18 protein-coding genes are annotated in these 25,741 nt (G+C 29.1%); 10 read left to right on the top strand and 8 right to left on the bottom strand.

Translation table 11 applies throughout. The features are described 5' to 3' along the window. The first annotated feature begins 104 nt into the window (after nucleotides 1–104). From ACJJVY_RS11905 to ACJJVY_RS11880, 6 genes are read left to right on the top strand one after another with little or no spacing between them, the layout of a single operon-like run. Nucleotides 105–5,132, top strand: coding sequence for a translocation/assembly module TamB domain-containing protein (locus ACJJVY_RS11905; protein WP_405608786.1), 5,028 nt, complete (start codon nucleotides 105–107; stop codon nucleotides 5,130–5,132). Nucleotides 5,133–5,144: 12 nt separating this feature from the next. Then, nucleotides 5,145–7,439, top strand: coding sequence for a BamA/TamA family outer membrane protein (locus tag ACJJVY_RS11900; RefSeq protein ID WP_405608783.1), 2,295 nt, complete (start codon nucleotides 5,145–5,147; stop codon nucleotides 7,437–7,439). Between the two features lie 49 nt (nucleotides 7,440–7,488). Next, nucleotides 7,489–8,508, top strand: coding sequence for an XdhC family protein (locus ACJJVY_RS11895; RefSeq protein WP_405608780.1), 1,020 nt, complete (start codon nucleotides 7,489–7,491; stop codon nucleotides 8,506–8,508). 3 nt (nucleotides 8,509–8,511) lie between these two features. Continuing rightward, nucleotides 8,512–9,111 (top strand): NTP transferase domain-containing protein, encoded by a 600-nt coding sequence (locus tag ACJJVY_RS11890; protein WP_405608777.1) that lies wholly within the window; start codon nucleotides 8,512–8,514, stop codon nucleotides 9,109–9,111. Between the two features lie 13 nt (nucleotides 9,112–9,124). Continuing rightward, the gene (locus ACJJVY_RS11885; protein WP_405608774.1) at nucleotides 9,125–12,817 is read left to right on the top strand and encodes a metallophosphoesterase; all 3,693 of its coding nucleotides are present in this window, start codon (nucleotides 9,125–9,127) and stop codon (nucleotides 12,815–12,817) included. A 9-nt stretch (nucleotides 12,818–12,826) separates the two neighbouring features. Beyond that, complete coding sequence (locus ACJJVY_RS11880; protein WP_405608771.1) at nucleotides 12,827–13,204, top strand: DUF423 domain-containing protein; 378 nt, start codon at nucleotides 12,827–12,829, stop codon at nucleotides 13,202–13,204. 1 nt (nucleotide 13,205) lies between these two features. Here ACJJVY_RS11880 and ACJJVY_RS11875 read toward each other — a convergent pair whose 3' ends face one another. The 6 genes from ACJJVY_RS11875 to ACJJVY_RS11850 form a co-directional block, all read right to left on the bottom strand. Further along, nucleotides 13,206–14,048, bottom strand: a complete 843-nt coding sequence (locus ACJJVY_RS11875) for a hypothetical protein (RefSeq protein WP_405608768.1) — start codon at nucleotides 14,046–14,048, stop codon at nucleotides 13,206–13,208. A gap of 11 nt (nucleotides 14,049–14,059) precedes the next feature. Next, entirely contained in the window at nucleotides 14,060–14,893 is an 834-nt protein-coding gene (locus ACJJVY_RS11870; protein WP_405608765.1) for a TPM domain-containing protein, read from the bottom strand. After that, nucleotides 14,890–15,327: a TPM domain-containing protein gene (locus tag ACJJVY_RS11865; protein WP_405608762.1), complete on the bottom strand. Its 438-nt coding sequence runs from the start codon at nucleotides 15,325–15,327 to the stop codon at nucleotides 14,890–14,892. Before ACJJVY_RS11865 ends, ACJJVY_RS11870 begins: the two co-directional genes overlap by 4 nt. 2 nt (nucleotides 15,328–15,329) lie before the next feature. Continuing rightward, nucleotides 15,330–15,941: a LemA family protein gene (locus ACJJVY_RS11860; RefSeq protein ID WP_405608759.1), complete on the bottom strand. Its 612-nt coding sequence runs from the start codon at nucleotides 15,939–15,941 to the stop codon at nucleotides 15,330–15,332. A 119-nt stretch (nucleotides 15,942–16,060) separates the two neighbouring features. Beyond that, nucleotides 16,061–16,390, bottom strand: a complete 330-nt coding sequence (locus ACJJVY_RS11855; RefSeq protein ID WP_405608756.1) for a MerR family transcriptional regulator — start codon at nucleotides 16,388–16,390, stop codon at nucleotides 16,061–16,063. Nucleotides 16,391–16,402: 12 nt separating this feature from the next. Next, entirely contained in the window at nucleotides 16,403–17,371 is a 969-nt protein-coding gene (locus ACJJVY_RS11850; protein ID WP_405608753.1) for a M23 family metallopeptidase, read from the bottom strand. A 160-nt stretch (nucleotides 17,372–17,531) separates the two neighbouring features. Between ACJJVY_RS11850 and alaS the strand changes: the two genes are divergently transcribed. From alaS to ACJJVY_RS11835, 3 genes are all read left to right on the top strand, one after another. Beyond that, the gene (gene alaS / locus ACJJVY_RS11845) at nucleotides 17,532–20,150 is read left to right on the top strand and encodes an alanine--tRNA ligase (protein WP_405608750.1); all 2,619 of its coding nucleotides are present in this window, start codon (nucleotides 17,532–17,534) and stop codon (nucleotides 20,148–20,150) included. Nucleotides 20,151–20,311: 161 nt separating this feature from the next. Further along, entirely contained in the window at nucleotides 20,312–21,262 is a 951-nt protein-coding gene (locus tag ACJJVY_RS11840) for a GSCFA domain-containing protein (protein ID WP_405608747.1), read from the top strand. A gap of 43 nt (nucleotides 21,263–21,305) precedes the next feature. Further along, complete coding sequence (locus ACJJVY_RS11835) at nucleotides 21,306–21,692, top strand: hypothetical protein (RefSeq protein ID WP_405608744.1); 387 nt, start codon at nucleotides 21,306–21,308, stop codon at nucleotides 21,690–21,692. A gap of 100 nt (nucleotides 21,693–21,792) precedes the next feature. On the opposite strand, the gene ACJJVY_RS11830 is transcribed toward ACJJVY_RS11835, so the two are convergent. Together ACJJVY_RS11830 and ACJJVY_RS11825 are read right to left on the bottom strand one after the other, a co-directional pair. Then, the gene (locus tag ACJJVY_RS11830; protein ID WP_405608741.1) at nucleotides 21,793–22,068 is read right to left on the bottom strand and encodes a rhodanese-like domain-containing protein; all 276 of its coding nucleotides are present in this window, start codon (nucleotides 22,066–22,068) and stop codon (nucleotides 21,793–21,795) included. Nucleotides 22,069–22,106: 38 nt separating this feature from the next. Then, entirely contained in the window at nucleotides 22,107–23,855 is a 1,749-nt protein-coding gene (locus tag ACJJVY_RS11825) for an aromatic amino acid hydroxylase (protein WP_405608738.1), read from the bottom strand. Nucleotides 23,856–24,219: 364 nt separating this feature from the next. Here ACJJVY_RS11825 and gpmI point away from each other — a divergent pair, with 364 nt between their 5' ends. Further along, on the top strand, nucleotides 24,220–25,737 hold the full coding sequence (gene gpmI, locus ACJJVY_RS11820; RefSeq protein WP_405608735.1) for a 2,3-bisphosphoglycerate-independent phosphoglycerate mutase: 1,518 nt from the start codon (nucleotides 24,220–24,222) through the stop codon (nucleotides 25,735–25,737). Nucleotides 25,738–25,741 lie beyond the last annotated feature (4 nt).

The following is a 25,741-nucleotide window of genomic DNA, read 5'->3' as shown; positions in this document are numbered from 1 at the left end:
ATAAATAATCCTAATTTTTGCATATGAGTTAAAATATTATCATACAGAGACAATTTGATTAGCATTTGCAAGTTACATTTGCAAAGCTATAATTACCAAATACTGTGTCTAAAAAAGTAAAAAATAAAAAATATCGGTTTTTAAGAAGGTTATTACGCGTATTTTTAGGCTTCTTTATTCTTGTTACGCTATTAATCCTTTTTATAAGAAGTCCATGGGGACAAAACATTATTGTTGATAAAGCAATAAATTATGTTTCCGATAAAACAAATACAAAAATCTCTATTGATAAACTGTTTTTAACTTTTAAAGGAGGCTTGCAGTTAGATGGTTTGTATTTAGAAGATACCAAAGGAGACACATTAGTTTACTCTAAGTCTTTAGAAGCAAACTTGCCACTTTGGGGAATGATTAGAGGAACTTCTGTTGGTATTGATGATTTAGAATGGACTGGTTTGCGTGCCAACATTAAAAGAAAAGATACTATTTCTGGATATAATTTTCAGTTTTTAATAGATGCTTTTGTAGCAGAAGAAACTGCACCTACCGTTAAAGACACAGTAACAGAATCATTAAATATTATTATTGGAAATCTTGATTTAGAAAATATTAATGTTGTTTTTGATGATAAAGTATTAGGCATTGATAGTCATTTTAAAATTGGAAATCTAACTGCTAGTATGGATAACCTTGACTTAGATAAAATGATTTTTAATGCAGATGAAATTGCTCTTTCTAATACAAATATTAAATTAGTTCAGAAATCTGTAGCTCAAGATACCACAAGTACAGAATCCGTTTTACCAGTTTTATCTGCAAATAAAATCACTCTAAAAAATGTAAAAACATATTTTAAAAATATAGATGATAAATTAATTGCCGATATAAATATTAACGAATTTTATACAGAAATTCCAGAGATTAATCTATCTAACAACAAAATTAATCTTACAACTTTACAACTAAAAAATTCTGATATCCTTCTAAAGACAGCTTCAAGTAATCCTGAAATTACTGAGAATACAACTACAAATAACATAGATTTTGTTTGGCCAGATTTTGATGTAGAAATATCCGATATTGATATAGAAAACAACAAGATTCAATATTTTGTAGATGATGAAAAAGTTGTTGAAAACACCTTTAATCCAAATGCGATTTCTTTAGAAAATATAACACTAAAAATTTCTGATATCTTATTTAAGGACAAAAAAGCAAGCTTACAATTAAATACATTTCAATTTAAAGAGCAATCTGGCTTTAACTTAGAAGAATTTGCTTTAAACACTAAACTGAGCGATAATGAATTTGAAGCTTCTGATATAAATATTCAACTGAATAACAATAAAATTACTGGTTTTGCAAAAGCAGATTATAGTTCTATTTCTCAATTAATTTCATCACCAGAAAACACAAATATTCAACTACAAATACCTTCTTTTAGTTTATGTTTAGAAACTCTTTTTAAACTACAACCTACATTAAAAGAAAACGAATACATTAACAAATTAAGTAAAAGAAACTTTACCGGAACTCTAAATATTGATGGGTCTTTAGCAGATGTTGCTATCTCTAACACGACAATAAACTGGGGAAACTACACAAAAATCTCTCTAGACGGAAACTTTAAAAACATCACGGATCCTGATAAATTACAGCTTAATATATCTAATTTTAGAACACAAACTAAACGAAAAGATCTTATACAAATTATAGATGAAAAAGCGTTTGGTATTCAATTACCAGAAGATATTTTAATAACTAGTAAAGCAAATGGCTCTTTAAATAACATTTCTACTAATACACAAATTAAAACAACACAAGGTTTTGCAAATATTAAAGGAAACTTTAAAAATCAAACAAAAATAAGTTACAATGCTACTGTAAAAGTTGATAAATACAACATTGGTTCTCTTTTAATGAATCCTAATTTTGGTGAATTAAGCGTTACTATAAACTCCTCTGGAAACGGTAAAAACTTAGATGATTTAGATGCTACTTTATCAACAAACATTTCTAAATTTCAATTACAAAATTATGATATTACTGATTTAAATATTGAAGGAAACTTAAAAAATAGTAAAGGTAAAATTACATCTACTTATAAAGACAAAAATCTAAATCTAGATTTAAATACAACTGTAGATTTAGATTCTATAAATACAAAAGCTAATTTAAATTTAAACTTGATTGGCGCAGATTTACAAGCACTTGGTTTAATGCAGCGTAATGTAAAATCTGCCATGGAATTCTCTCTAGATTTTAAAGGAAACTTAGAAAAATATACTGTAAAAAGTGATATAAAAAACGGTGTAGTTGTCTATAATAATCAAACTTATTTGTTAGGTTCTTTAGCTGCTAATGCTTTTGTAGACAGAGATACTACTGCTGTTTCTATCAATAATAAAATGATTGATTTAAACCTAGAGTCAAACACAGATCCACAAACATTTAGCACTGCATTACAACGTCATATTTCTAGTTATTTTTACAAAGAAGATATAATTTCTGATACAATTACAAACCCTGTTAATTTAATTTTAAACGCTAAAGTTTCTCAAACTCCGCTTTTAAATGAAGTCTTCTTAGTCAATTTAAAAGATTTAGACACCATAAATATTGATGTTGATTTTAAAGAGAAAAAACGAAAATTATCCGCAAATATTACGGCACCTCACATTAACTTTAGTGGTAATGAATTAGACAGTCTGTCTTTTTCTATGAACACAGACAAAGAAGATTTTAACTTTAATGCAGGTTTTAAAAAAATAACAGCTGGTCCTTTAAATATACCTAAAACAATTATTACAGGAAATAAAAAAGGAAAGTTACTATCTCTTAATTTTCTTGGTTTTTACGATGGAGAAAAACTAATGAATGTAAATTCCGTTATCACCAGAAACAACAAACAATTAAAATTTACTGTTATTCAAGACAGTCTTATTTTAAATAATAATAGTTGGAAAATACCCAAAACAAATGCTATAACTTTTGAAAACGAGAAACTATCATTTTCTGATTTTAAAATAAGTCGTGGCAATCAATCAATAGAAATTACAGATAAAACACAACGCACTAATAAAGAGCATGTTGCACTAAATTATCAAAACTTTAAAATCGATGAAATCTTTAATTATTTAAGTCCAGATAAAGAAATTACAACAGGTATTTTAAACGGAAACTTTATTTTAGAAGAACCTTTTGGAAACACGGGTATTATTGCAGATTTAAATATTAGTGAATTAAAAGTTTTAAACACAGACTTTGGTAACTTAAGTTTAGATGCAAAATCTTTAGAAAATGGTAAATATAATTTTAATGCTGCCTTAAAAGAAGGTGATGTAGATTTAGATATTAAAGGAGACTATTTAGCAGAAAATAATGATGCTAATTTAAACTTAGATTTAATAATTAATTCTTTTAAAATGAATGCCTTGAATACGCTTTCTTTAGGAGAAATTAAAGAAACTTCTGGTAGTTTTTCTGGTGACTTTAAAATTACAGGTAAAACTTCTGAACCAATCTATAATGGAAGTTTAAAATTTACAAATGCTGTTTTTAACGTTGCCAAACTAAACACAAAATTTAAGTTACAAGATGAAACTTTAAATATTGACAACAAAGGTTTAAACATGTCTAACTTTACAATTTTAGATGCATCAAATAATTCGCTTGTATTTTCTGGAGAAGTTAACACAGAAAGCTTCATAAACCCTTCATTTAATTTAGACATTAAAGCCACTAATTTTAGAGTATTAAATGCTACAAAAGAAGATAATGAATCTTTCTACGGAAAAGTTTCTTTTAATGCAGATACAAAACTAACAGGAGATTTACAAATACCAAAAGTAGACACAAAATTAGTAGTAGGTTCAGACACAGATATTACATATATACTACCTTCTACGTATGCGAATATAGAAGAAAGAGATGGTATTGTTTCTTTTGTAAATAGAAATAACCCTGATGCAATTTTAACACAGACAGAAGAAGAAACTGTTACAATTACAGGTTTTGATATAAAAGCACTTTTAAAAATTGATAAGCAAGCGGCAGTAAGTGTTATTATTAATGAAGAAACTGGCGATAACTTTAAGGTTTCTGGTGAAGGTGATTTTATCTTTAGAATGACACCAAACGGAGACTTATCTTTAACAGGTGCTTATGAGGTTTCTTCAGGGCAATATCAACTAAACTTATACAATGTTGTAGACAGAAAATTTGTTTTAGTTCCTGGTAGTCGTATTTCTTGGGTTGGTGATCCTTTTGATGCAAAGCTAGATATAAGTACAACCTATACTTTAAAAACATCTGCTTTAAGTTTAATGGCTTCACAAATTTCTGGTGAAGACTCTTCTGTGCAAAATAAATACAAACAAGTATTACCTTTTAATGTGTATTTAAATATTGCTGGCGAATTGTTACAACCAAAGATATCTTTTAATTTAGATATGCCAGAAGATGAACAAGGTGCAATTAGTGGTCAAGTTTACGAGAGAGTACAAGAAGTAAATCAACAAGAAGACGAGCTAAATAAGCAAGTTTTTTCTTTATTAGTTTTAAATAGGTTTTATCCGGATTCTGGTAGCGATGGTAGTTCTGGTGGTTTTGCAACCATTGCAAGAGACAATTTAAATGATGCTATTTCTGGTCAATTAAATTCTTTTTCCGATAAAATCTTAGGTAGTTCTGGTGTTCAATTAGATTTTGGTTTAAACAGTTTTACAGATTATCAAGGAGACACACCAACGGATAGAACTCAATTAGATGTTGCTGCTCAAAAGAAATTGTTTAACGATCGTTTAACTGTAAGAGTTGGTAGTGAAATAGACATACAAGGCAGTAGCCAAACAGAAGAAGAATCTCCTTTAATTGGTAATGTAAGTTTAGAATACAAACTTACAGAAGATGGTAGATACAGTTTAAAAGGTTTTAGAAAAAGTGAATTTGAAAACGTAATTGACGGACAAACTTTTGTTAGTGGGGTTGCATTAATCTTTACTAAAGAGTTTAATGAATTTCAACAACTTTGGGACTCTATTTTAAATTCTAAAAAAGATAAAAAGGCTAAAGAAGAAAAAGAAGAAGGCAAAGCAACTGATGAAACTGAGAAACCTGAAAATAAAAAATAAATAAATAAATAAATGTTGAAAAAATCCTATAAAAAATACAGTCTTTTTGCAATCCTATTTTTGTTTATTTATAGTTGTGGTATCAAAAAATACATCCCAAAAGACGAGCGTTTATATACAGGTGCTACTATAGAAATCGAAGCAGATTCTACAGTAAAAAAAATGGATGCCTTAAAAACTGATTTATCCTCTGTCTTAAACAGACAACCAAATACTAAATTTCTTGGTATGCATCTTGGCTTGTATTATTACTATAAAAATCAGCAAGAAAAAACCAATTTTTTAAACAAATGGTTGTATAAAAAATTCGGACAAAAACCTGTATATCAATCAGACATAAATGAGTTAGAAAACAAAGAAATTTTAAGAAACAAACTAGAAAACTATGGTTTTTTCTACAGCTCTATTAATTCTGATTTTATAGAAAAAGAAAAAGAAGCTGCAATAACATATAATTTAAAAATACCTGCTCCTTATAAAATAGCAACTTACAAAGTAGATAGTATGGTTTCTCCTATTTATAAAGATGTAAAAGAATTAAGTAAAACTTCTACTCTAAAAAAAGGTAAGCGTTTTGATTTAGGAAGTTTAAAGTTAGAAAGACAACGTTTAGATTCTGAATTAAAACAAAAAGGATATTATAATTTTAACTTAGACTTTTTATTATTTGAAGCAGATACAAATAGGTATGATAATAAAAAGTTCGATTTATTTTTAAAGCTTAAATCAAACGTTCCAAAAAAAGCTACTGTTCCTTATAAAATAAAAAACATAAATATTTATCCTAATTACAATTTAAGTGATTCTACAGTGGTAAAAAAGACACGTTTTAAAGAAAAAACATATCATCAAGATACCGTATTTTTTGATCCTAAATATTTAGATGAGTTTATCACTTTAAAAGAAGATGAGTTTTACGACCCACTAACTTCCAAAAATACAGCAAGAAGGCTTTCATCAATTGGTACTTATAAATTTGTAAATATTCAGTATAAAGAAATTAAAGATTCTATCACAGATAGTATTGGTAGTTTAGAAGCAAATATATTTTTATCTCCTTTAACCAAACGTGCTATCCGTACAGAACTGCAAGCAGTTACAAAATCTAATAATTTTGCAGGTCCAGAATTGGCAGTAACTTATAGTAACAGAAATTTATTTAAAGGAGGAGAAACACTAAACATTAGTACAAATATTGGTTACGAAACACAAATTGCAAATGGTAGCACTTCTGGCTTAACTAGTTTAGAACTTGGTTTAAAAGGAGAAATTGTTTTCCCAAGAGTTATCTCGCCATTTACGATTAATAAAGATTATTTCGATTATTCAATTCCTAAAACAAAAACAAGTTTAAGCGCAACTTATTTAAGTAGAAGTGATTTATATACGCTTTTATCGGGTACAATGCTATTTGGTTATTCTTGGAATGCAAATAAATACATTACTTACGATTTTAATCCTATTTCGGTAAATTACACCCGCTTATCTAATACAACAGATGAATTTCAAGAAATTTTAGACAACAATTCTTATTTAGAAAGTAGTTTTGATCAGCAATTTATAAGCGGACTTACTTTTTCTTTTACCTATAACGAAATGGTTAATTCATCAAAAAAGAATCAACTTTATTTACAAACTACTTTAGACGTAGCTGGTAATTCTATTAGTTTGTTTGATAAAGAAGCAGACGAAAGCAATGAGTTTTTAGGATTAGAATATGCGCAATACGCAAAAGCAGATGTCGATTTTAGATATCACTACAATTTTGGTAATAAAAACGAACAAACTATTGCTACTAGATTATTTGCTGGATACGGATATGCTTATGGTAATTCTGATGTTGTTCCGTTTGTAAAACAATATTACTCAGGTGGACCTTATAGTGTTAGAGCTTTTAGCATTCGATCTTTAGGACCCGGTACATATGACGGTAACAATACAGATGATGATAGTTCTTACTTTGATAAGACAGGTAACGTTCGTTTAGAAGCAAATTTAGAATATCGTTTTCCGATTGTTTCTATTTTTAAAGGAGCCATTTTTGCGGATGCAGGAAATATTTGGAATACGGTTTCTAATTCTGATTTTAATGATGCAGATGGTAACGTCACAGATAAATTTACATCAAACTTTATAAATGAATTAGGTATGGGAGCTGGTTTTGGTTTACGAGTAGATGTACAAGGTTTTGTAATTCGTTTTGATTTGGCTGCCCCTTTTCACGATCCTTCTTTAGAAAAAGACAAACGATGGGATTTTAGAGTAGATGAACCTGTTTTTAACTTTGCTATTGGATACCCTTTTTAGTTTGATGATAAAAAAGGTTTATCTTTAAACCTCTCTTAGTTTTTTATTCATGATCCACGAATTCAAAGAAATAATCAATCAAACTGTTATCAATCAACAAAAAGGATTGAAAAACGTATTGGCTTCTGTCGTTTTTTTAGAAGGTTCTTCTTATAGAAAACCAGGAGTTAAAATGTTAATTTCAGAAGATTTAAATACTCTTGGAGCTGTAAGTGGTGGTTGTGTAGAAAAAGAAATTATACACAGAATCAAAAGTGTTTTTATTGATGAAAAACCGAAAATTATTACATACGATGGCAGATATAAACTAGGCTGCGAAGGCATTTTATATATTTTAATTGAGCCTTTTTTTATAACGGATGCTTTTTTAAACTCATTTTCTAAAGCTCTTAAAAATAGAGAATCTATTAAGATTGAAAGTTCTTTTACCAAAAAAGATGAAGCTATAGGTAGTTTTGGTTCTCGTGTTACTTTTAAAAATAAAAAGCAATTTAGTTTTTCAAATTCTTTTGATTTTAAAACTCCAGAAAACACAAATGTGTTTACTCAAATTTTAAAACCTGCTTTTAAGTTGATTATTATTGGTGGCGAACACGATGCTGTAAAACTATGTAAAATAGCAGCGAATTTAGGTTGGGAAATTGATGTAATAACTTCTGTAAAAGACAGCAAATTATTAAGTGATTTCCCTGGAGCAAATTCTGTTGTTGGTGATTCTCCAGAAACCATTAAATTTAAAAATATTGAAGAAAACACAGCCATTGTAATAATGAATCATAGTTATGTGAAAGATTTAAAATATGTTCTAAAACTAGTAGAATACTCCCCAAAATATATAGGAATTCTAGGTGCACCAAAAAGAAGAGAACGTTTATTTAACGAACTTTTTGAGTATGTACCTGATATTTCTGATGAATTTTTAGATATAATTTACACTCCTGCAGGTTTACATATTGGTGCACAAACTCCAGAAGAAATTGCGATTTCTATTGTGGCAGAAATTTTATCTGTAATCAGAAAAAAAGAACCTTTTTCTCTGCGTAATTTAAATGGTAAAATCAATATTTAAAAGATGAAAAATATTGCTGTTTTAATTTTAGCTGCTGGTAAATCTTCTAGAATGGATAGCATAAAACAATTAGAAAAAATTGGGAATGAAACGCTTTTAAATATTGTTCTAAAAAAAACAAAAAGTGTTTTTAGCGATACTGTTTATTGTGTTTTAGGAGCAAACTCTAAATTAATTAAAACACAAATAAAGACTAAGAACATCCAATTTATTGAAAACACAAATTTTGAAGAAGGTTTAAGTTCTAGCATTGTTACCGGAATTAAATTTTTGAACACAAAAAACTTAAATTTAGACGGAATTTTAATTTTATTAGCAGATCAACCCGCAATTGAAATTGCATACTTACAAGATTTATATACTTTGTTTAATAAGAAAAGTAATAATATAATTGCTTCAAAATATGATGATAAATTTGGTGTTCCTGCAATTTTCCCTCAAAAATATTTTTCTGATCTCTTATTAATTAAAGGTGATAAAGGAGCTAAAGAATTTATCAATCAAAGGAAAAATGAAATAATTCACCCTAAAACCACTACAAATTTAATTGATTTAGACACTAAAGAAGACTTAAATCACTTTAAAAAATCAATTTTAAAATAGCTATTTTTGCAACATGAAAGAATTCAAATATTCAACACTTCTTTTTATTTTATTTTTATTTTCTGCTTGTGCTACATACGAACTGCAAATTTCTGAAGATCAAAAAACTATAAAATTTAATAATAATCGCGAGATAGCTCATTCTTTTTATTTAATTGGAGATGCTGGTAATTCTACTTTAACAAAAGATTCGCCGGCCTTAACATATTTAAAAAAACATATAAAAGGAGCTTCAGAAAAATCAACTTTATTGTTTTTAGGAGATAACGTTTACGAAACTGGTATTCCTAAAAAAAGTTCTAGAAAATATCCTTTAGCTAAAAGAAGAATTGAAGCCCAAATTGAAGTTGCAAAATCTTTTGAAGGAAATTCGATTTTTATTCCTGGTAATCACGATTGGTACAATGGTTTAGATGGTTTAAAAAGAGAAGAGAAATTAGTTGAAGATGCATTAATCAAAGATGCTTTTTTGCCTAACAATGGTTGTCCGTTAGAAAAAGTAAGTATTTCTGATGACATTGAATTAATTATTGTGGATACACATTGGTATTTGACAAACTGGAACAATCATCCAACAATTAACGATGAGTGTGAAATTAAAACCAGAGACAAGTTTTTTGAAGAGTTTGAAGGTTTAATTAAAAAAGCAAGAGGAAAAACAACAATTGTAGCACTACATCACCCAATGTTTACATATGGTTCTCATGGCGGAAAATTTTCTTTTAAAAGCCACATGACTCCATTACCTATCGTAGGAACAATTAAAAATGTAATTAGACAAACTTCTGGTTTTACAAATACAGATATTCAAAACAAAAAATACAACGAACTTAAAAAACGTATTGTAACATTGTCTCAAGAAAACGAAAAAACAATTTTTGTTTCTGGTCACGATCATAATTTACAGTACATCGTACAAGATAATTTACCACAAATTGTTAGCGGTTCTGGATCTAAAACCAAAGCTACTAAATTAGCCGGTTCTGCAAAATTCACATACTCAGCACAAGGTTTTGCTAAATTAAATATTTATAAAGACGGTTCTTCTAAAGTTAGTTTTTACGCAGTTAATGATGATAAAATTGTTTATGAAACAGAAGTTTTAAAAGCCGATATAACTAACAATAATCAAGATTACACGGAGTTTAAAGAGAAAACTAAAGTTGCATCTATATACACAGAAGAAGAAATTAAAAAAACTGGTTTTTATCAATTTTTATGGGGAGAACGTTACAGAAAATATTTTGGTACAAAAATAAAAGCTCCAACAGTTCAATTAGACACTCTTTTTGGTGGTCTAAAACCTGTTAGAAAAGGTGGTGGGCATCAATCTAAATCTTTAAGGTTAGAGGATAAAAACGGTAGTGAATATGTAATGAGAGCACTCCGCAAAAATGCAACACAATATTTGCAATCTGTAGCCTTTAAAGAACAATACATAGAAGGGCAATTTAGCGATACCTCAACAGAAGCATTATTGTCTGATGTTTTTACCGGTTCGCATCCTTATGCTCCTTTTACAATTGCAAAATTATCTGACGCTGTTGGTATATATCACTCAGTTCCTGTTTTATATTACGTTCCTAAACAAAATACTTTAGGGCAATTTAATGAAGGTTTTGGTGATGAATTATACATGATAGAAGAGCGTTCTGCATCTGGTCATGGAGATAAAAAAAACTTTGGTTTTTCTGATGAAATAATTAGCACAGACGATTTATTAAAGAAATTAGATAAAAATGAAAATCATATTTTAGACGAAGAAGCATACATAAGAGCACGTTTGTTTGATATGTTAATTGGTGATTGGGATAGACATGAAGACCAATGGAGATGGGCAGAATTTAAAAAAGGAGACCAAACCATATACAGACCAGTACCAAGAGATAGAGATCAAGCTTTTTCTATTTTTGGTGATGGCTTTTTGCTGAATGCAGCAACAACATTGATTCCTACATTGCGTTTAATGAAATCTTATTCAGACGATTTAAAAAATACTAAATGGTTTAATTTAGAACCTTATCCGTTAGATATGGCAATAATAACTAAATCTAACAAATCTGTTTGGGATGAACAGGTACAATTAATAAAAAACAACCTTACAAATGCAGTAATAGAAGATGCTTTTAATAATATCCCAGAAGAGGTTAATGATGAAACTATTGCAGACATTAAAAGAAAATTAATTGGAAGAAGAGAAAATTTACAATCAATTTCTGATTCTTATTTTTATCATATAAATAAATTTCAGGTTGTTAAAGGTACACAGAAAGATGATTGGTTTGATGTAGAAAGATTACCAAATGGCCAAACAAAAATTACTGTATTCACAATTAAAAAAGGCGTTAAAAATAAGATTTCTCATCAAAGAACTTACAACAAAGATGAAACTAAAGAAATTTGGATTTATGGTTTAGATGATGATGACCATTTTATTGTAAAAGGTGATGGTGAAAATCTTATAAAAATAAGAATTATTGGTGGTCAAAATAACGATATCTACGAGATTACAAATAGTAAGAGAATAAAAGTTTACGATTATAGATCTAAGAAAAACACGTTTTTAACTAAAAATGTAAGCAAAAAGTTAACCGATAATTACGAGACCAATGTTTATGATTATACAAAAATTAAAGATAATGAGAACTTATTAATACCAACTGTAGGTTTTAACCCAGATGATGGTGTTAAATTAGGGGTTTCTAACGTTTATACTGCTTACGGATTTGAAAGAAATCCTTTTACTTCTCAGCATACTTTAGGCGCTTCATATTTCTTTGCTACTGGTGGATTTGAAATTAATTATAGTAGCGAGTTTGCTAATATTTTTAAAACTTGGAATCTAGGTATTAATGCGATGTTTACTAGTCCTAAATTTTCTATTAACTATTTTGGCTTGGGTAACAATTCTATAAACCCAGAAGCCAATGACTTTAAAGACCTAGATTACAATAGAATTAGAATTAAAAAATTATTTGGCGGTACTTACATACATTGGCAAGGAGAACTAGGTGCAAAAGTAAAAATTGGAGCCAACTTGCAAAATATCAAAGTGGAAAACACTTTAAATAGATTTTTATATACCCAGTTTAATGAGAATGATCCAATTTTTAATAATCAACAATTTATAAATGGTGAAGCTAGTTATCAATATGAAAATTATGATAATAAAACATTCCCTACTATGGGAATTAAAACTTCTTTACAACTTGGTCATACATCAAACCTAGGAAATAATAATGATTTTACTTATTTTATTCCTCAAATTTCTTTTGATTATAAGTTAATAGCTAGTGGTAATTTAGTTTTAGCAACTAAAGTAAAAAGTCATTTTAATTTTGGTGATGATTACGAGTTTTATCAAGCAGCAACTATTGGAGGAAACGATGGCTTAAGAGGTTTTAGAAACCAACGTTTTACAGGTAAAAATTCTTTTTACCATAGTTCTGATATTCGTTGGAATTTAAATAAGGTTAAAACAGGTTTAGCTCCTTTAAGCATTGGTGTTTATGCTGGTTTTGATTACGGTAAAGTTTGGGGAGAAGAAAATATAATTATAAACCCTACATTATCTTACAAAAATTGGAACAACTCTTACGGTGGTGGTTTATTTTTAAACGTTGCAGATATCTTAGCGGCTAATATTGGCGCTTTTAATAGTACAGACGGATTACGAATTGCATTTAAGTTAGGATTCGATTTTTAAAAAATAAACATGGATAAATCAGCATTAATTTTCGGAGCAATATTTGGTTTATTAGCAGTAATATTTGGTGCTTTTGGTGCGCATTTATTAAAGAAAAAACTATCTACAGAACAATTACAAAGTTTTGAAACAGGTGTAAAATACCAAATGTATCATGCAATTGTATTATTAACCTTAGGCTTTAACTTAAGTACTAAAACCCAAATTGACAACTATATTATTTACGCATTTATAATAGGAATCTTTTTATTCTCTTTTTCTATTTACGGATTGGTAATTTCATCTGCAAATGATAAAAAACTAAGGTTTTTAGGGCCAATTACACCTTTAGGTGGTTTGAGTTTAGCAATAGGTTGGGCACTTTTAATTTACAAATTTGTAATTTAATTTATATTTTCAATTCATATAAATTACCGCCTTCTCCCTGAGCTTTTTCATCTGTTATTAAAAGAGTATTAGCATCTTTAAAACAGATTCCTTCTTTTTGGGAATAATGAGAAAGCGTAATTTTTTCTACTTTTCCTGAGAAAAAATTATCATCCTTAAAATCTGAAAAAATTAATATATTTTTTTGTGATAAAAGTACAACCTTATCTTTATTAGGAGAGATATCTGCAGAAGTTATCCAACTTTCTACATCATTTCCATTATCATATTTTCCTATTAATTTGGCAGTATGATTTCCTTTTTTTGCTGGAACTTTATAAAGAGATGTTTTACCATAATTATCATGAACCCTACTTTTTGTAAAAATATATAGGTGATTATTAAAATAAAAAAACGACTCAGAATCAAAATATAAATCTTTCTTTTTCGGTGGAAATTTATCTTGATTTGGATATTTAAATTTTATCTTTTTAACATCCGCATTTTTATCATCTAAATCTTTTTTATCAAGAATTAAAATAGCTAAATTTTTTCTTTTATTAAGATTGTTACCAAAATCACCGATGTAGAGATTTCCTTCATCATCAGAAGTTAAATCTTCCCAATCATGATTTTTTGATTTAATATCAATTTCTTCTTTAATATTACCTTTTTTAGAAACTCCAAAAATTTCTGATTTATTTCCACTATCATTCAACATCCAAATAATATCAGAACCTATAATCATTTCCGTACCAGAAACTTCTTCTAAATCTTTTGGTAAATCAGCAATCATTGTAAGTTGCCCAAAATTTTGACAATTACATAACAATAATAAACTCAGACAAATTAATAATTTCTTCATATAAATATTTTTTACCATCCACCAGAAGCACCGCCTCCGCCGCCCATTCCGCCGCCAAAGCCTCCGCCGAAACCGCCGCCTCCAAAACTCCCTCCACCAGAAGAACCTCCAAAACCGCCAAAGCCTCCACTGCTGCCTCTACCAGCACTACTTAGAATAATTGCTTCTAAAATACCTCCTGCAACAGAACGTTTTCTATAACCTCTTCCGCCTCCATTATTTCTATTTCCAAAAGAAATTAAAATAAAGACAATAACAATTATTATAAAAATGATCTTACCAAAATCAAACCCTTCGGTTTCTTTTTCTCTTGTTCCTTGGTATTCTCCGTTTAAAGTTTTAAAAATATAGTCAGACCCTTTATCAAGTCCTGCATAATAATCTCCTTTCTTAAACTCGGGGATTATGACGTTTTCAATAATTCTTTTAGATTGAAAATCCGTTAACAAATGTTCTACTCCATAACCTGTACTAATAGCTATTTTTCTATCCTTTTCTGCCAAAACAACAAGAACACCGTTATCTTCTTTTGCTGTTCCTAAACCCCATTTTGTTAACCATTGAGCTGCTAAATAACTAATATCTTCACCTTCGGTTGATGAAATAATAGCTACAACAATCTGAGTAGAAGTTGTATCTGAATAACGTATTAATTTATTTTCTAAACTTGTCTTTTGAGTAGCTGATAGCAAACTTGTGTAATCGTAAACACTTGTTTGAAGCTTAGGTTTCTCTGGAATTTTATATCCTTGAGAAAAAAGACTTATAGAGAGTAAAAAAACTATTAACGTTAGTAACTTTTTACTAAATACTAAAAACTGGAAACTAAAAACTCTTTTTATCATCCTTTAGATATCTCGTTAGATAGTTCATCTTCATCATCAATCTGCCACGGAAAATGTTCTTTTAGCTCTTGGCCAGCTTTTAAGATTCCGTCTACAATTCCTTGTTTAAAATTTCCGTTTTTAAAATGATTCTGAATGACGTCTTTAGTAGAATTCCAAAAACTATCTGGCACAACATCATTAATTCCTTTATCACCAAAAATTACAAATTTCTTATCTTTTACAGCAACATAAATTAAGACTCCATTTGCATCTTTTGTCTTATGCATCTCTAAGAGATGAAATACTTCTAACGAACGCTCTTCATGATTCTTCTCTGTAGAAGCCTCAATATGCACACGGATTTCGCCAGAAGTATTTTTCTCTGCAGTTTTAATAGCAGAAATAATTTCTTTTTCTTCTTCTGGAGTAAGAAACGCTTCTACTTTAGACATTTTTATTCTTTTTTACTGTTAAAATCAAAGTCTACATCTGGTGCATTTTCAGAACCTGCATTTGCTTTATAACGATCCATTTCATCAAAATTAAAAATACCTGCTAATAAAGAACCAGGAAAAACTTTAATGTGTTTGTTGTATTCATTTACACCTTCATTAAAACGATCTCTTGCAACATTAATTCTATTTTCTGTACCTTCTAATTGACTTTGTAATTCTAAAAAATTTTGGTTTGCTTTTAAATCTGGGTAACGCTCTACAGAAACTAATAATTTAGATAAGGCACCTGTTAAACCAGATTGTGCTTGTTGAAATTGTGCCATATTTTCTGGTGTTAAATCTCCTGCATCTATATTTACAGAAGTTGCCTTAGCTCTTGCATTAATAACATCTGTTAACGTTTCTTTTTCAAAATCTGCTGCTCCCTGTACTGTTTTTACTAAGTTACCTATTAAATCGTTTCTACGTTGATAAGCACTTTCTACATTAGACCAAGTTGTTTTTGCATCTTCTTGTAAAACTACTGCTTCATTATTAAATCCTTTTGCCCAATTATAAACACCGAAAACAATAACAAGGATTACTATTACCGGAATTAACCATTTTTTCATAATTTCTAAATTTTAATTTTTTGATTGATTTTTGTATTACAAAATTATCGAATATTCTCTGTAAATCTATAGAATATCAAATCGATTTACAATTATTAGACACAGTAATATAAGAAATGTTACAATTGATTTTTTATTTTAATCAATTCTGCTTTTACAGACTCTAAACGAGTAATTATTTCATATTTATCGAAAGTAGATTCCGGATTCTTCTTTAATTTTTGTTTTGCTCCTTCTAAAGTAAAGCCTCTCTCTTTAACTAAATTAAAAATCAATTTAAAGTTAGAGATGTCTTTAGGTGTAAATAAACGGTTGCCTTTTGCATTTTTCTTGGGTTTAATAATATCAAACTCTTTTTCCCAAAAACGAATTAAAGATGTGTTTACATTAAAAGCCTTGGCAACTTCGCCTATTTTGTAATAACGTTTATCGGGGAACTCTACATGCATAAACCAATTAATTTAATCGTAAGATTGTCCTTCTTCTGCTGCTGCTTTTTGCATTGCTGCAAATTCTTCTGGAGTTAAATCTCCATAATAAAAACTAATTGGGTTTACAGCTCTACCATTTTTATGAACTTCATAATGTAAATGTGCACCTGCAGACAAGCCTGTATTACCAACATAGCCAATTAAATCTCCTCTTTTTACGGTTTTTCCTTTTCTGGTCTTTATTTTACTCATATGGCCGTATACCGTTTTATACCCATAACCATGATCTATATAAACAACATTACCGTAAGAACTACTTCTCTGAGCCTTAATTACTTTTCCGTTTGCTGTTGCAAAAATAGGTGTACCAACTGGCGCTGTAAAATCCATTCCTTTATGCATTTTTCTATATTTTAATATAGGGTGCATTCTCATTCCGTAACCAGATGCCATTCTTGTTAAGTCTTCATTTTTTACAGGCTGTATTGCAGGTATAGAAGCCAGCATTTTTTCTTTTTCTTTAGCTAAACCTACAATTTCATCTAAAGATTTAGACTGTACTACCAGTTGTTTTGTAAGAATGTCTACATCTTTGGTTAAGTCTTTTATCATTGTAGAATTATCAAAACCATCTAAAGATTTATACCTATTTACACCACCAAAACCAGCTTTTCTTTGTTCTTCTGGTATTGGGTTTGCTTCAAAATAAGTTCTATAAATATTGTTATCTCTATCTTGTAATTGTGCCAAGATAGAAGAACTTTCTTCCATTCTTTTAGAGAGTAGTTCGTAATGAAGTTTTAGATTTTCTAATTCTCTTTTTTGAGAACGCTCACTCGGCGACATAATAAACTGACTAAAAACAACAAAACCAATAAAAGCGATTAAAAAAACAGCTAATATTCCGAAAACACTTTTCTTATAATAATAGCTCTTTTTAACTGTAATTTTTCTATAAGATAATGTGTCTGCATCGTAATAATATTTTACTTTCGCCATAATACTAATTATACTATTTTTGTACTCTTAAAATGAGTTTATTATATGAAACTCCTTTTTATAACACACAAATTTACAAAATGTTTTACAATTGCTTTTTTTTAGCAACATTTTTAAAAATATATTAACATAATCCAAAGTATTTGGAAACTTCTTTTTTATGAAATCACAAGATATTCGCTCTACATTTTTAAAGTTTTACCAAGAGAAATCGCATTTAGTTGTGCCTTCTGCACCAATGGTAACAAAAGACGATCCTACTTTAATGTTTGTTAATTCTGGGATGGCTCCTTTTAAAGAATATTTTTTAGGAAACGGAAAACCAAAAAAGAACAGAATTACAGATTCGCAAAAATGTTTGCGTGTTTCTGGTAAACATAACGATTTAGAAGAGGTTGGGTACGACACGTATCATCATACATTATTCGAAATGTTAGGTAACTGGTCTTTTGGAGATTATTTTAAGAAAGAAGCAATTGCTTGGGCTTGGGAATTGTTAACAGAAGTTTATAAAATTGATAAAGACATTTTATACGTAACTGTTTTTGAAGGTTCTGAGGATGCTGACAATTTAAAAATGGATATGGAAGCTTATGATATCTGGAAACAATTTATTGCTGAAGACCGCATTTTAAAAGGAAATAAAAAAGATAATTTCTGGGAAATGGGAGAGCAAGGACCTTGTGGACCTTGTTCTGAAATTCATGTTGATATTCGTTCTGCAGAAGAAAAAGCAAAGGTTGATGGTAAAACATTAATTAACGAAGATCATCCGCAGGTAGTAGAAATTTGGAATTTAGTTTTCATGCAATTCAACAGAAAGGCAAATGGAACACTAGAAGAATTACCAAACAAACATATTGATACCGGAATGGGATTTGAACGTTTATGTATGGTAATGCAAAATGTAAAATCTAATTATGATACTGATGTTTTTACGCCAATTATTAGAGAAATAGAAGCGGTTACAAACACAAAATATGGTTCTGATGAAAAACAAGACATTGCAACTCGTGTAATTTCTGATCATGTTAGAGCTGTCGCTTTTTCTATTGCTGATGGTCAATTACCAAGTAATACGGGTTCTGGTTATGTAATTCGTAGAATTCTTAGAAGAGCTGTAAGATATGGTTTTACTTTTTTAGACAAAAAAGAACCTTTTATTTATAGATTAGTTGATGTTTTAAGTAATAAAATGGGAGAAGCTTTCCCTGAATTAAAAGCGCAAAAACAACTAATAGAAAACGTAATTAAAGAAGAAGAAACTTCTTTTTTAAGAACATTAGACCAAGGTTTAATTTTGTTAGATGGTATAATTTCATCAGCAAAAACAAAAGAAATTTCTGGTGATAAAGTTTTTGAATTATACGATACTTTTGGTTTTCCGATAGATTTAACTGCTTTAATTTTATCAGAAAAAGGATATACTTTAGATGAAAAAGGTTTTGAAGCAGAATTGCAAAAACAAAAAAACAGATCTAGAGCAGCTAGTGAAATGTCTACAGAAGATTGGACAATTTTAAAAGAAGATACTGTTGAAGAATTTGTAGGCTATGATACTTTAGAGTCTACTGTAAAAATTACAAGGTACAGAAAAGTAACCTCTAAAAAAGATGGAGAAATGTATCAAATTGTGTTCAATTTAACGCCTTTTTACGCAGAAGGTGGTGGACAAGTTGGTGACAAAGGTTATTTAGAAACTACCCAAGGAGATGTAATTTATATTTTAGATACTAAAAAGGAAAATAACGTAATTATTCATTTCACAAAAAATCTTCCTAAAAACTTAAACGACACATTTAAAGCCGTTGTAGATGCTAAACAACGCTATAAAACAGAATGTAACCATACCGCAACTCACTTATTGCATCAAGCACTAAGAGAAGTCTTAGGAACACATGTAGAGCAAAAAGGTTCTGCTGTTCATTCTAAATATTTACGTTTCGATTTTTCTCATTTTTCTAAATTAACAGTAGATGAATTGCAAGAAGTAGAAAACTTTGTAAACCGAAGAATTGAAGGTAAATTACCTTTAGAAGAAAAAAGAAATATACCAATGCAACAAGCAATTGACGAAGGTGCAATGGCTTTGTTTGGCGAAAAATATGGAGATACTGTTAGGGCAATTAAATTTGGTAAATCTGTAGAACTTTGTGGTGGAACACACGTAAAAAATACTGGTGATATTTGGCATTTTAAAATAAAATCTGAAGGTGCAGTTGCTGCAGGAATTAGAAGAATTGAAGCAATTACAAACGATGCTGTAAAAGATTTTTATTCTGAAAACAACAAAACTTTAACTGATATAAAAAGCATTTTAAACAATGCTAAAGAACCTGTAAAAGCAGTACAAAAATTACAAGACGAAAATGCTACTTTGCAAAAACAAATAGAACAATTATTAAAAGATAAAGCAAAAAATTTATCTGGCGAAATTAGAAGTCAGTTACAAGAAATTAATGGCGTTCAGTTTTTAGCTACAAAAGTAGATTTAGATGCAAACGGAATTAAAAACCTTGCTTTTGGTTTGGGTAAAGAACATCAAAATTTATTTTTATTATTTGCTTCTGCGCCAAGTAAAAATAAAGCAATGTTAACTTGTTATGTTTCTAAAGAATTAGCAAACGAACGTGGTTATAATGCAGGAACTGTTGTTAGAGAATTAGGAAAACTAATCCACGGTGGTGGTGGTGGTCAAAATTTCTTTGCAACTGCTGGAGGTAAAAACCCAGGCGGAATACCTAAAGCATTAGAAAAAGCAAAAGATTATTTAGTATAAAATTATTTAATACCTAAAATTTTATTGAAGTTTTTTAGTTCGCATTTATAAAACTTTACTAATTTATTTTTTAATGATTGAGGTTTTGTGTTCTTATTTTTCATGATTAAATATCTTTATTTAAAATATTAGACGCTGATAATTGAAAATGTTACATAAACATGAAATTGCAAACTAAAATACCTTTAAAGCAAGAATCTAGAAATCTTATAGATTATAAATCTAAAATTTTGATGTTAGGTTCTTGCTTTTCTGAAAACATTGGAGATAAATTAAATTATTTTAAATATCAATCTACACAAAATCCATTCGGAATTCTTTTTCATCCAAAGTCAATAGAAAACTTAATTACAAATGCTATCAATCAAAAAGAATATATAAGCGAAGATGTTATTTATCAAAATGAAACTTGGCATTCTTTTGACGCACATTCTAACTTAAGTTCTCTTGATAAAAATACGCTTTTAAACAACTTAAATTCAGCAATTTTAGTTATCAATAAGAATTTAAAAGAAGCTTCCCATATTATAATTACCTTGGGTACTTCTTGGGTTTATCGTTTTATTGAAGACGATAAAATTGTTGCAAATTGCCATAAAATTCCGCAAAAAAAATTCTTAAAAGAACTATTATCTGTTAATGAAATTACCACATCTTTACAAGCAATAATTGTGCTTTTAAAATCTGAAAACCCATGCGTAAACATACTTTTTACAGTTTCGCCTGTTCGTCATTTAAAAGACGGATTTATAGAAAACACACAAAGTAAAAGTCATTTAATCTCTGCTATTCATAATATTATTGATATTAGAGAAAAAACACATTATTTTCCTTCTTATGAAATTATGATGGATGAATTGCGCGATTATCGTTTTTACGCAGAAGATCTAATTCATCCAAACAAAACAGCCATTAATTATATTTGGCAACGTTTTGTTGATACTTGGTTTTCTGATGAGACAATATCAACAATGAAAGAAATTGATGTTATACAAAAAGGAATTCTACATAGGCCATTTAACGAAAACTCTGCTCAACATCAGCAGTTTTTAAAAAAATTAAAAACAAAAAAGGAAAAACTAAAAAGTCAATTTTCTTTTATCTCCTTTTAATAGGAAAAAACGTATATTTATAAAATCATAACCCCTCTAACAGATGATTATAAAAGTATTAATTGGCATAACTTTTGGAATTATAACAGGCATGTCTATAACAACAATGTTTGTTCCTAAAGATACTATTTTAATTGAGTTATTTTTAACTAAAATTACCGCAACATCCATAATTACAGGTGTTGTATGTGGTATTTATGCTCATTTTACCAAATCTAAATTGCAAACCTTTATGGTTTCAATTCTAATTGGAATCGCTGTTTTTTATATAAAATACTTCATCACAGGTCACCATTACGACCCTTTAAACATGGGTGCTTTTGTAGGTGCAATCTTAGGAGGCATATTTACTATTATAAAAAAATTTAAGCAATCTATAAATGTTCATAGTAAAATACAGAAGTACCAAGAAAATGGCTTCAGTAATTAAAATATAATAATAATAATAGGCGGTTCTATAAATAAGAAAGAGTTGTAATAAAATATTACAACTCTTTCTTATTTAAATGTGATATTAATCAATTACTATTTTATAAATATTGATCAACATCTCCCCATGGTCCTCCATTAATTACATCAACTCCATTATTTGTTAAAAACTGAGTCGCTTGTCCGCTTCTTGCTCCACTTCTACAAACAGCAATTACTGGTTTGTTCCAAGACTTTATTTCATCTACATGTTCAGGTATTGTTTGCAATACAATATGTTTTGCACCTTCAGAGTGTCCATCATTCCATTCTTCTAATGTTCTAACATCTAAAACAACAGCACCTTTTTCTAAGTATTCTTTAATTTCTACACTCATATTTTTTCTTTTAAAAAAGTTAAACAAACCCATACTATCTAATTATTTTTGCACAAAACTAATCCATTTTCTATTAGCTTTGTGTAGCTTTTGTTACACTTTAGTTCTTCTAATCTTTTAAAGATTTTAGATTTTATAGTATAGTTATTCTGCAAAGCTACTTCATAGATTTCTAACTGCAATAACCAATCATTAGAAAATTTAACATTTAACTGATTAAATATTTCTGTTATATTTTTTTCTGATGCTAAATTGGTTTCACGCATTTCTCTTACTTGGTCGTATAAAGCATACAATTCTTTCTCTTTATCTGAATATATTATCTTGTGTGTTTTAACTTCAGAAATTTTACTTGTGTCCTCAAAAGAAGCTACATCTGCAGCACCAGAATAAGCAGAAATTACTTCTTTACCAATTGCCATATCATAAATTCCCCATTCTGATTTAAATAAAACTTGATCTTTGTACGTAACAGTACAATCATCCAAAGAAATAATTAAAATTTTCCCTCTTAAATCTCTAGTACCTGTAATTGCTTTTCCTTTTACAACAATTCCACTTTCAAATTCTAGTGTCATAAACTCGCCTTCATAAATTCCGTAAGCTTTTAAATCTCTCGGACTCATGTCTTCTATTGGCAAATTGATTCCTTTTAACTTCCCTACAGGAGAGCCAAAACCACTAGCATGTTTTGTTACTCCATGACCAATTAATTCTTTATCTCTATTTGATAACGCCGTTACCCCTGTTGTTTGAAAATAGGCTACTTTGTTATTTTTATGTTGAATAACATTTGTAAAAACTCCAGAAATTTGAATTCCTGTTGTTAATTCTATTGTACCTAAATTTTTAGAATCTATCAATTTTTTAATACCTTTTAAACCTCCGGTTCTTAAAGCCATTGTATTAGCAAATTCACTTAAAATTAAACTTAGATACGCAAAATCTGGCGTTACAAATAATTGAGGTTGAGGTTTTGTAATATCAAAATTTGTATTAGCAGCTTCAATGGAATAAGGTAGTTTTTTAACTTCGTCTTTCATACACCAAGTACTTTCTCCAATTGAAGATAGTAATCCGGCTCCATAAATTTTAGGGTTTTCTACAGTACCAATCAAACCATATTCTACAGTCCACCAATGTAAATTTCTTATTTGTGCCATTTCAGACAATTCGCCCATATTATCTTGCAACCATTCAACTTGTTTTTGCGCTTCGTTAATGTCTTTTTCTGATGAATTTGGATCTTCTTTTAAAATTGATAAAAGTCTAATAGCTTCATACATTTCATAATCTTTAGCAGAAGAAATTGCTTTGCTACCTATTTCGCCAAAACGTCTTAAATATTCAGAGTATTCTGGGTTTGCAATAATAGGCGCATGACCAGCTGCTTCATGAATAATATCTGGTGCTGGTGTATATTCTATGTGATTAATCGTTCTCATATCCGAAGCAATTACCAAAACATTGTATGCTTGAAATTCCATAAAAGCATTTGGTGGAATAAAACCATCTACAGAAACTGCAGCCCAACCAATTTCTTTCAAAATTCGATTCATTCCTTCCATATGAGGAATATTTTCAAGAGAAATTCCTGTTTTTTCTAATCCAGGTAGATAAGATTTATGAGCAACTTTACTCAAATAATCAACATTCATTCTCATTACATATCTCCAAACCGATTGGTTTTGAGAAGTATACTCACTATATGGTTGTTTAACAATAAATTTATGTAAATGTTTAGGCAACTTTTTAGTTACTTCATTCAATTCAAAATGTAAACTCATCAAAAATAATTATTGAATTATTCTCTCAAAATTAAACATTATAATATTGATTTCCTTTTTGTAAGTTGTTAAAATTCTATTTTATGCTTTATCCACAATAATAAAAAGAGACTATATTTTATACAGCCTCTTGTCATTCAATTTAGGTTAATTAATTCAAATAGATTATCCTAAGCTAGCACTAAAAATGTTTTCGTTGATTTTTTAATGACTACACTCTAAAGACTCTTAATAACTTAAAATGTTTCACAAAAAATAACTTTTATTTATAATCTTTAATTTACGTTATCGGTTTCGTAAAAAATTACCAAAAGGAATAAAAACGATAAAATATTTCTTAATTTTACTACTCAATTCTAAGACAATGAACAAGAAAGTTATACTTATGATTTTGGATGGTTGGGGAATTACACAAGACCCAAAAGTATCCGCTATTTACAATGCAAAAACGCCTTATATTAATAGTTTATATGACAAATACCCAAATGCTCAATTAAGAACAGATGGAAAACATGTTGGTTTACCTGAAGGACAAATGGGAAACTCTGAAGTTGGTCACATGAATTTAGGAGCTGGTAGAATTGTATATCAGAATTTAGCTAGAATAAACAAAGCTGTTAAAGAAAAAACTTTAGGTAAAGAAAAAGCATTATTAGACACTTTTAAATATGCCAAAGAAAATAACAAAGATGTTCATTTATTAGGCTTAGTTTCTAATGGAGGTATTCATGCACACATAGATCATTTAAAAGGTTTAATTGACGTTGCTAAAGAAAATGAAATTGATAATGTGTATTTACATGCTTTTACAGACGGTAGAGATTGTGACCCTAAATCTGGAACTTATTTTATAAACGACATTCAAGAGTATATGAATGAGAATGGCGGAGAAATAGCAACTATTACTGGTCGTTATTATGCTATGGATAGAGATAATAGATGGGAACGTGTTAAAGAAGCTTATGACGGTGTTGTAAATGGTGTTGGTGTAAAAACTACCGACATAATTGCTACTATGAACGTTAATTATGAAAACGGTATTACTGATGAGTTTCATAAACCAATCGTTGCAACCAAAGCAGATGGTTCTCCTAAAGCTCAAATAAAAGAAGGTGATGTTGTTTTATTTTTTAACTATAGAACAGACAGAGGTAGAGAGCTAACAAATGCTTTATCTCAGATGGATTTTCCTGAATTTGGAATGAAAAAATTAAACTTATACTACACAACTATAACTTTATACGATGCAAGTTTTACAGGGATAAATGTAATTTATAATAATGATAATATTAAAAATACGTTAGGAGAAGTTTTATCTAAAGCTGGTAAAAAGCAAATTAGAATTGCAGAAACTGAAAAATATCCGCACGTAACTTTTTTCTTTTCAGGAGGTCAAGAAGAACCTTTTGAAGGTGAGTCTAGAATTTTAAGAAACTCGCCAAAAGTAGCAACTTATGATTTAAAACCAGAAATGTCTGCTTACGAATTAAAAGATGCTCTTTGTGAAGACTTAAAGAAAGGAGAAGCAGATTTTGTATGTTTAAATTTTGCCAATGGAGATATGGTTGGTCATACAGGAATTATGGAGGCTGCTATAAAAGCTTGTGAAGCTGTAGATGAATGTGCAAAAGAAGTTATAGAGACCGGTTTAGACAATGGTTATTCTATTTTATTAATCGCCGACCATGGTAATTGTGAAACGATGATGAATCCTGATGGGTCTCCACATACAGCACATACAACAAACCCTGTTCCTTTTATTTTAATTGATAAAGAAATAAAGTCTATAAACAGTGGTGTTTTAGGTGATATTGCTCCTACTATTTTAGAATTAATAGGTGTAGAACAACCTGAAGAAATGACTCAGCACTCTTTATTATAATTTT

The sequence above is a fragment of the Polaribacter sp. Asnod1-A03 genome, from assembly GCF_045063585.1.
Classification (GTDB): Bacteria; Bacteroidota; Bacteroidia; order Flavobacteriales; family Flavobacteriaceae; genus Polaribacter.
Note: the sequence above shows the minus strand (reverse complement) of the source record. Positions and strands in the feature narration are given on the sequence as shown.

What these genes read in the sequence shown, in the direction of transcription:
- ACJJVY_RS11835 (WP_405608744.1), top strand. Translation starts at nt 21,306, where the DNA reads ATGATTATAAAAGTATTAATTGGCATAACTTTTGGAATTATAACAGGC.
- ACJJVY_RS11890 (WP_405608777.1), top strand. Translation starts at nt 8,512, where the DNA reads ATGAAAAATATTGCTGTTTTAATTTTAGCTGCTGGTAAATCTTCTAGA.
- ACJJVY_RS11865 (WP_405608762.1), bottom strand. Translation starts at nt 15,327, where the DNA reads ATGTCTAAAGTAGAAGCGTTTCTTACTCCAGAAGAAGAAAAAGAAATT.
- ACJJVY_RS11860 (WP_405608759.1), bottom strand. Translation starts at nt 15,941, where the DNA reads ATGAAAAAATGGTTAATTCCGGTAATAGTAATCCTTGTTATTGTTTTC.
- ACJJVY_RS11900 (WP_405608783.1), top strand. Translation starts at nt 5,145, where the DNA reads ATGTTGAAAAAATCCTATAAAAAATACAGTCTTTTTGCAATCCTATTT.
- gpmI (WP_405608735.1), top strand. Translation starts at nt 24,220, where the DNA reads ATGAACAAGAAAGTTATACTTATGATTTTGGATGGTTGGGGAATTACA.
- ACJJVY_RS11850 (WP_405608753.1), bottom strand. Translation starts at nt 17,371, where the DNA reads ATGGCGAAAGTAAAATATTATTACGATGCAGACACATTATCTTATAGA.
- ACJJVY_RS11840 (WP_405608747.1), top strand. Translation starts at nt 20,312, where the DNA reads ATGAAATTGCAAACTAAAATACCTTTAAAGCAAGAATCTAGAAATCTT.
- ACJJVY_RS11855 (WP_405608756.1), bottom strand. Translation starts at nt 16,390, where the DNA reads ATGCATGTAGAGTTCCCCGATAAACGTTATTACAAAATAGGCGAAGTT.
- alaS (WP_405608750.1), top strand. Translation starts at nt 17,532, where the DNA reads ATGAAATCACAAGATATTCGCTCTACATTTTTAAAGTTTTACCAAGAG.
- ACJJVY_RS11885 (WP_405608774.1), top strand. Translation starts at nt 9,125, where the DNA reads ATGAAAGAATTCAAATATTCAACACTTCTTTTTATTTTATTTTTATTT.
- ACJJVY_RS11825 (WP_405608738.1), bottom strand. Translation starts at nt 23,855, where the DNA reads ATGAGTTTACATTTTGAATTGAATGAAGTAACTAAAAAGTTGCCTAAA.
- ACJJVY_RS11875 (WP_405608768.1), bottom strand. Translation starts at nt 14,048, where the DNA reads ATGAAGAAATTATTAATTTGTCTGAGTTTATTATTGTTATGTAATTGT.
- ACJJVY_RS11880 (WP_405608771.1), top strand. Translation starts at nt 12,827, where the DNA reads ATGGATAAATCAGCATTAATTTTCGGAGCAATATTTGGTTTATTAGCA.
- ACJJVY_RS11830 (WP_405608741.1), bottom strand. Translation starts at nt 22,068, where the DNA reads ATGAGTGTAGAAATTAAAGAATACTTAGAAAAAGGTGCTGTTGTTTTA.
- ACJJVY_RS11895 (WP_405608780.1), top strand. Translation starts at nt 7,489, where the DNA reads ATGATCCACGAATTCAAAGAAATAATCAATCAAACTGTTATCAATCAA.
- ACJJVY_RS11870 (WP_405608765.1), bottom strand. Translation starts at nt 14,893, where the DNA reads ATGATAAAAAGAGTTTTTAGTTTCCAGTTTTTAGTATTTAGTAAAAAG.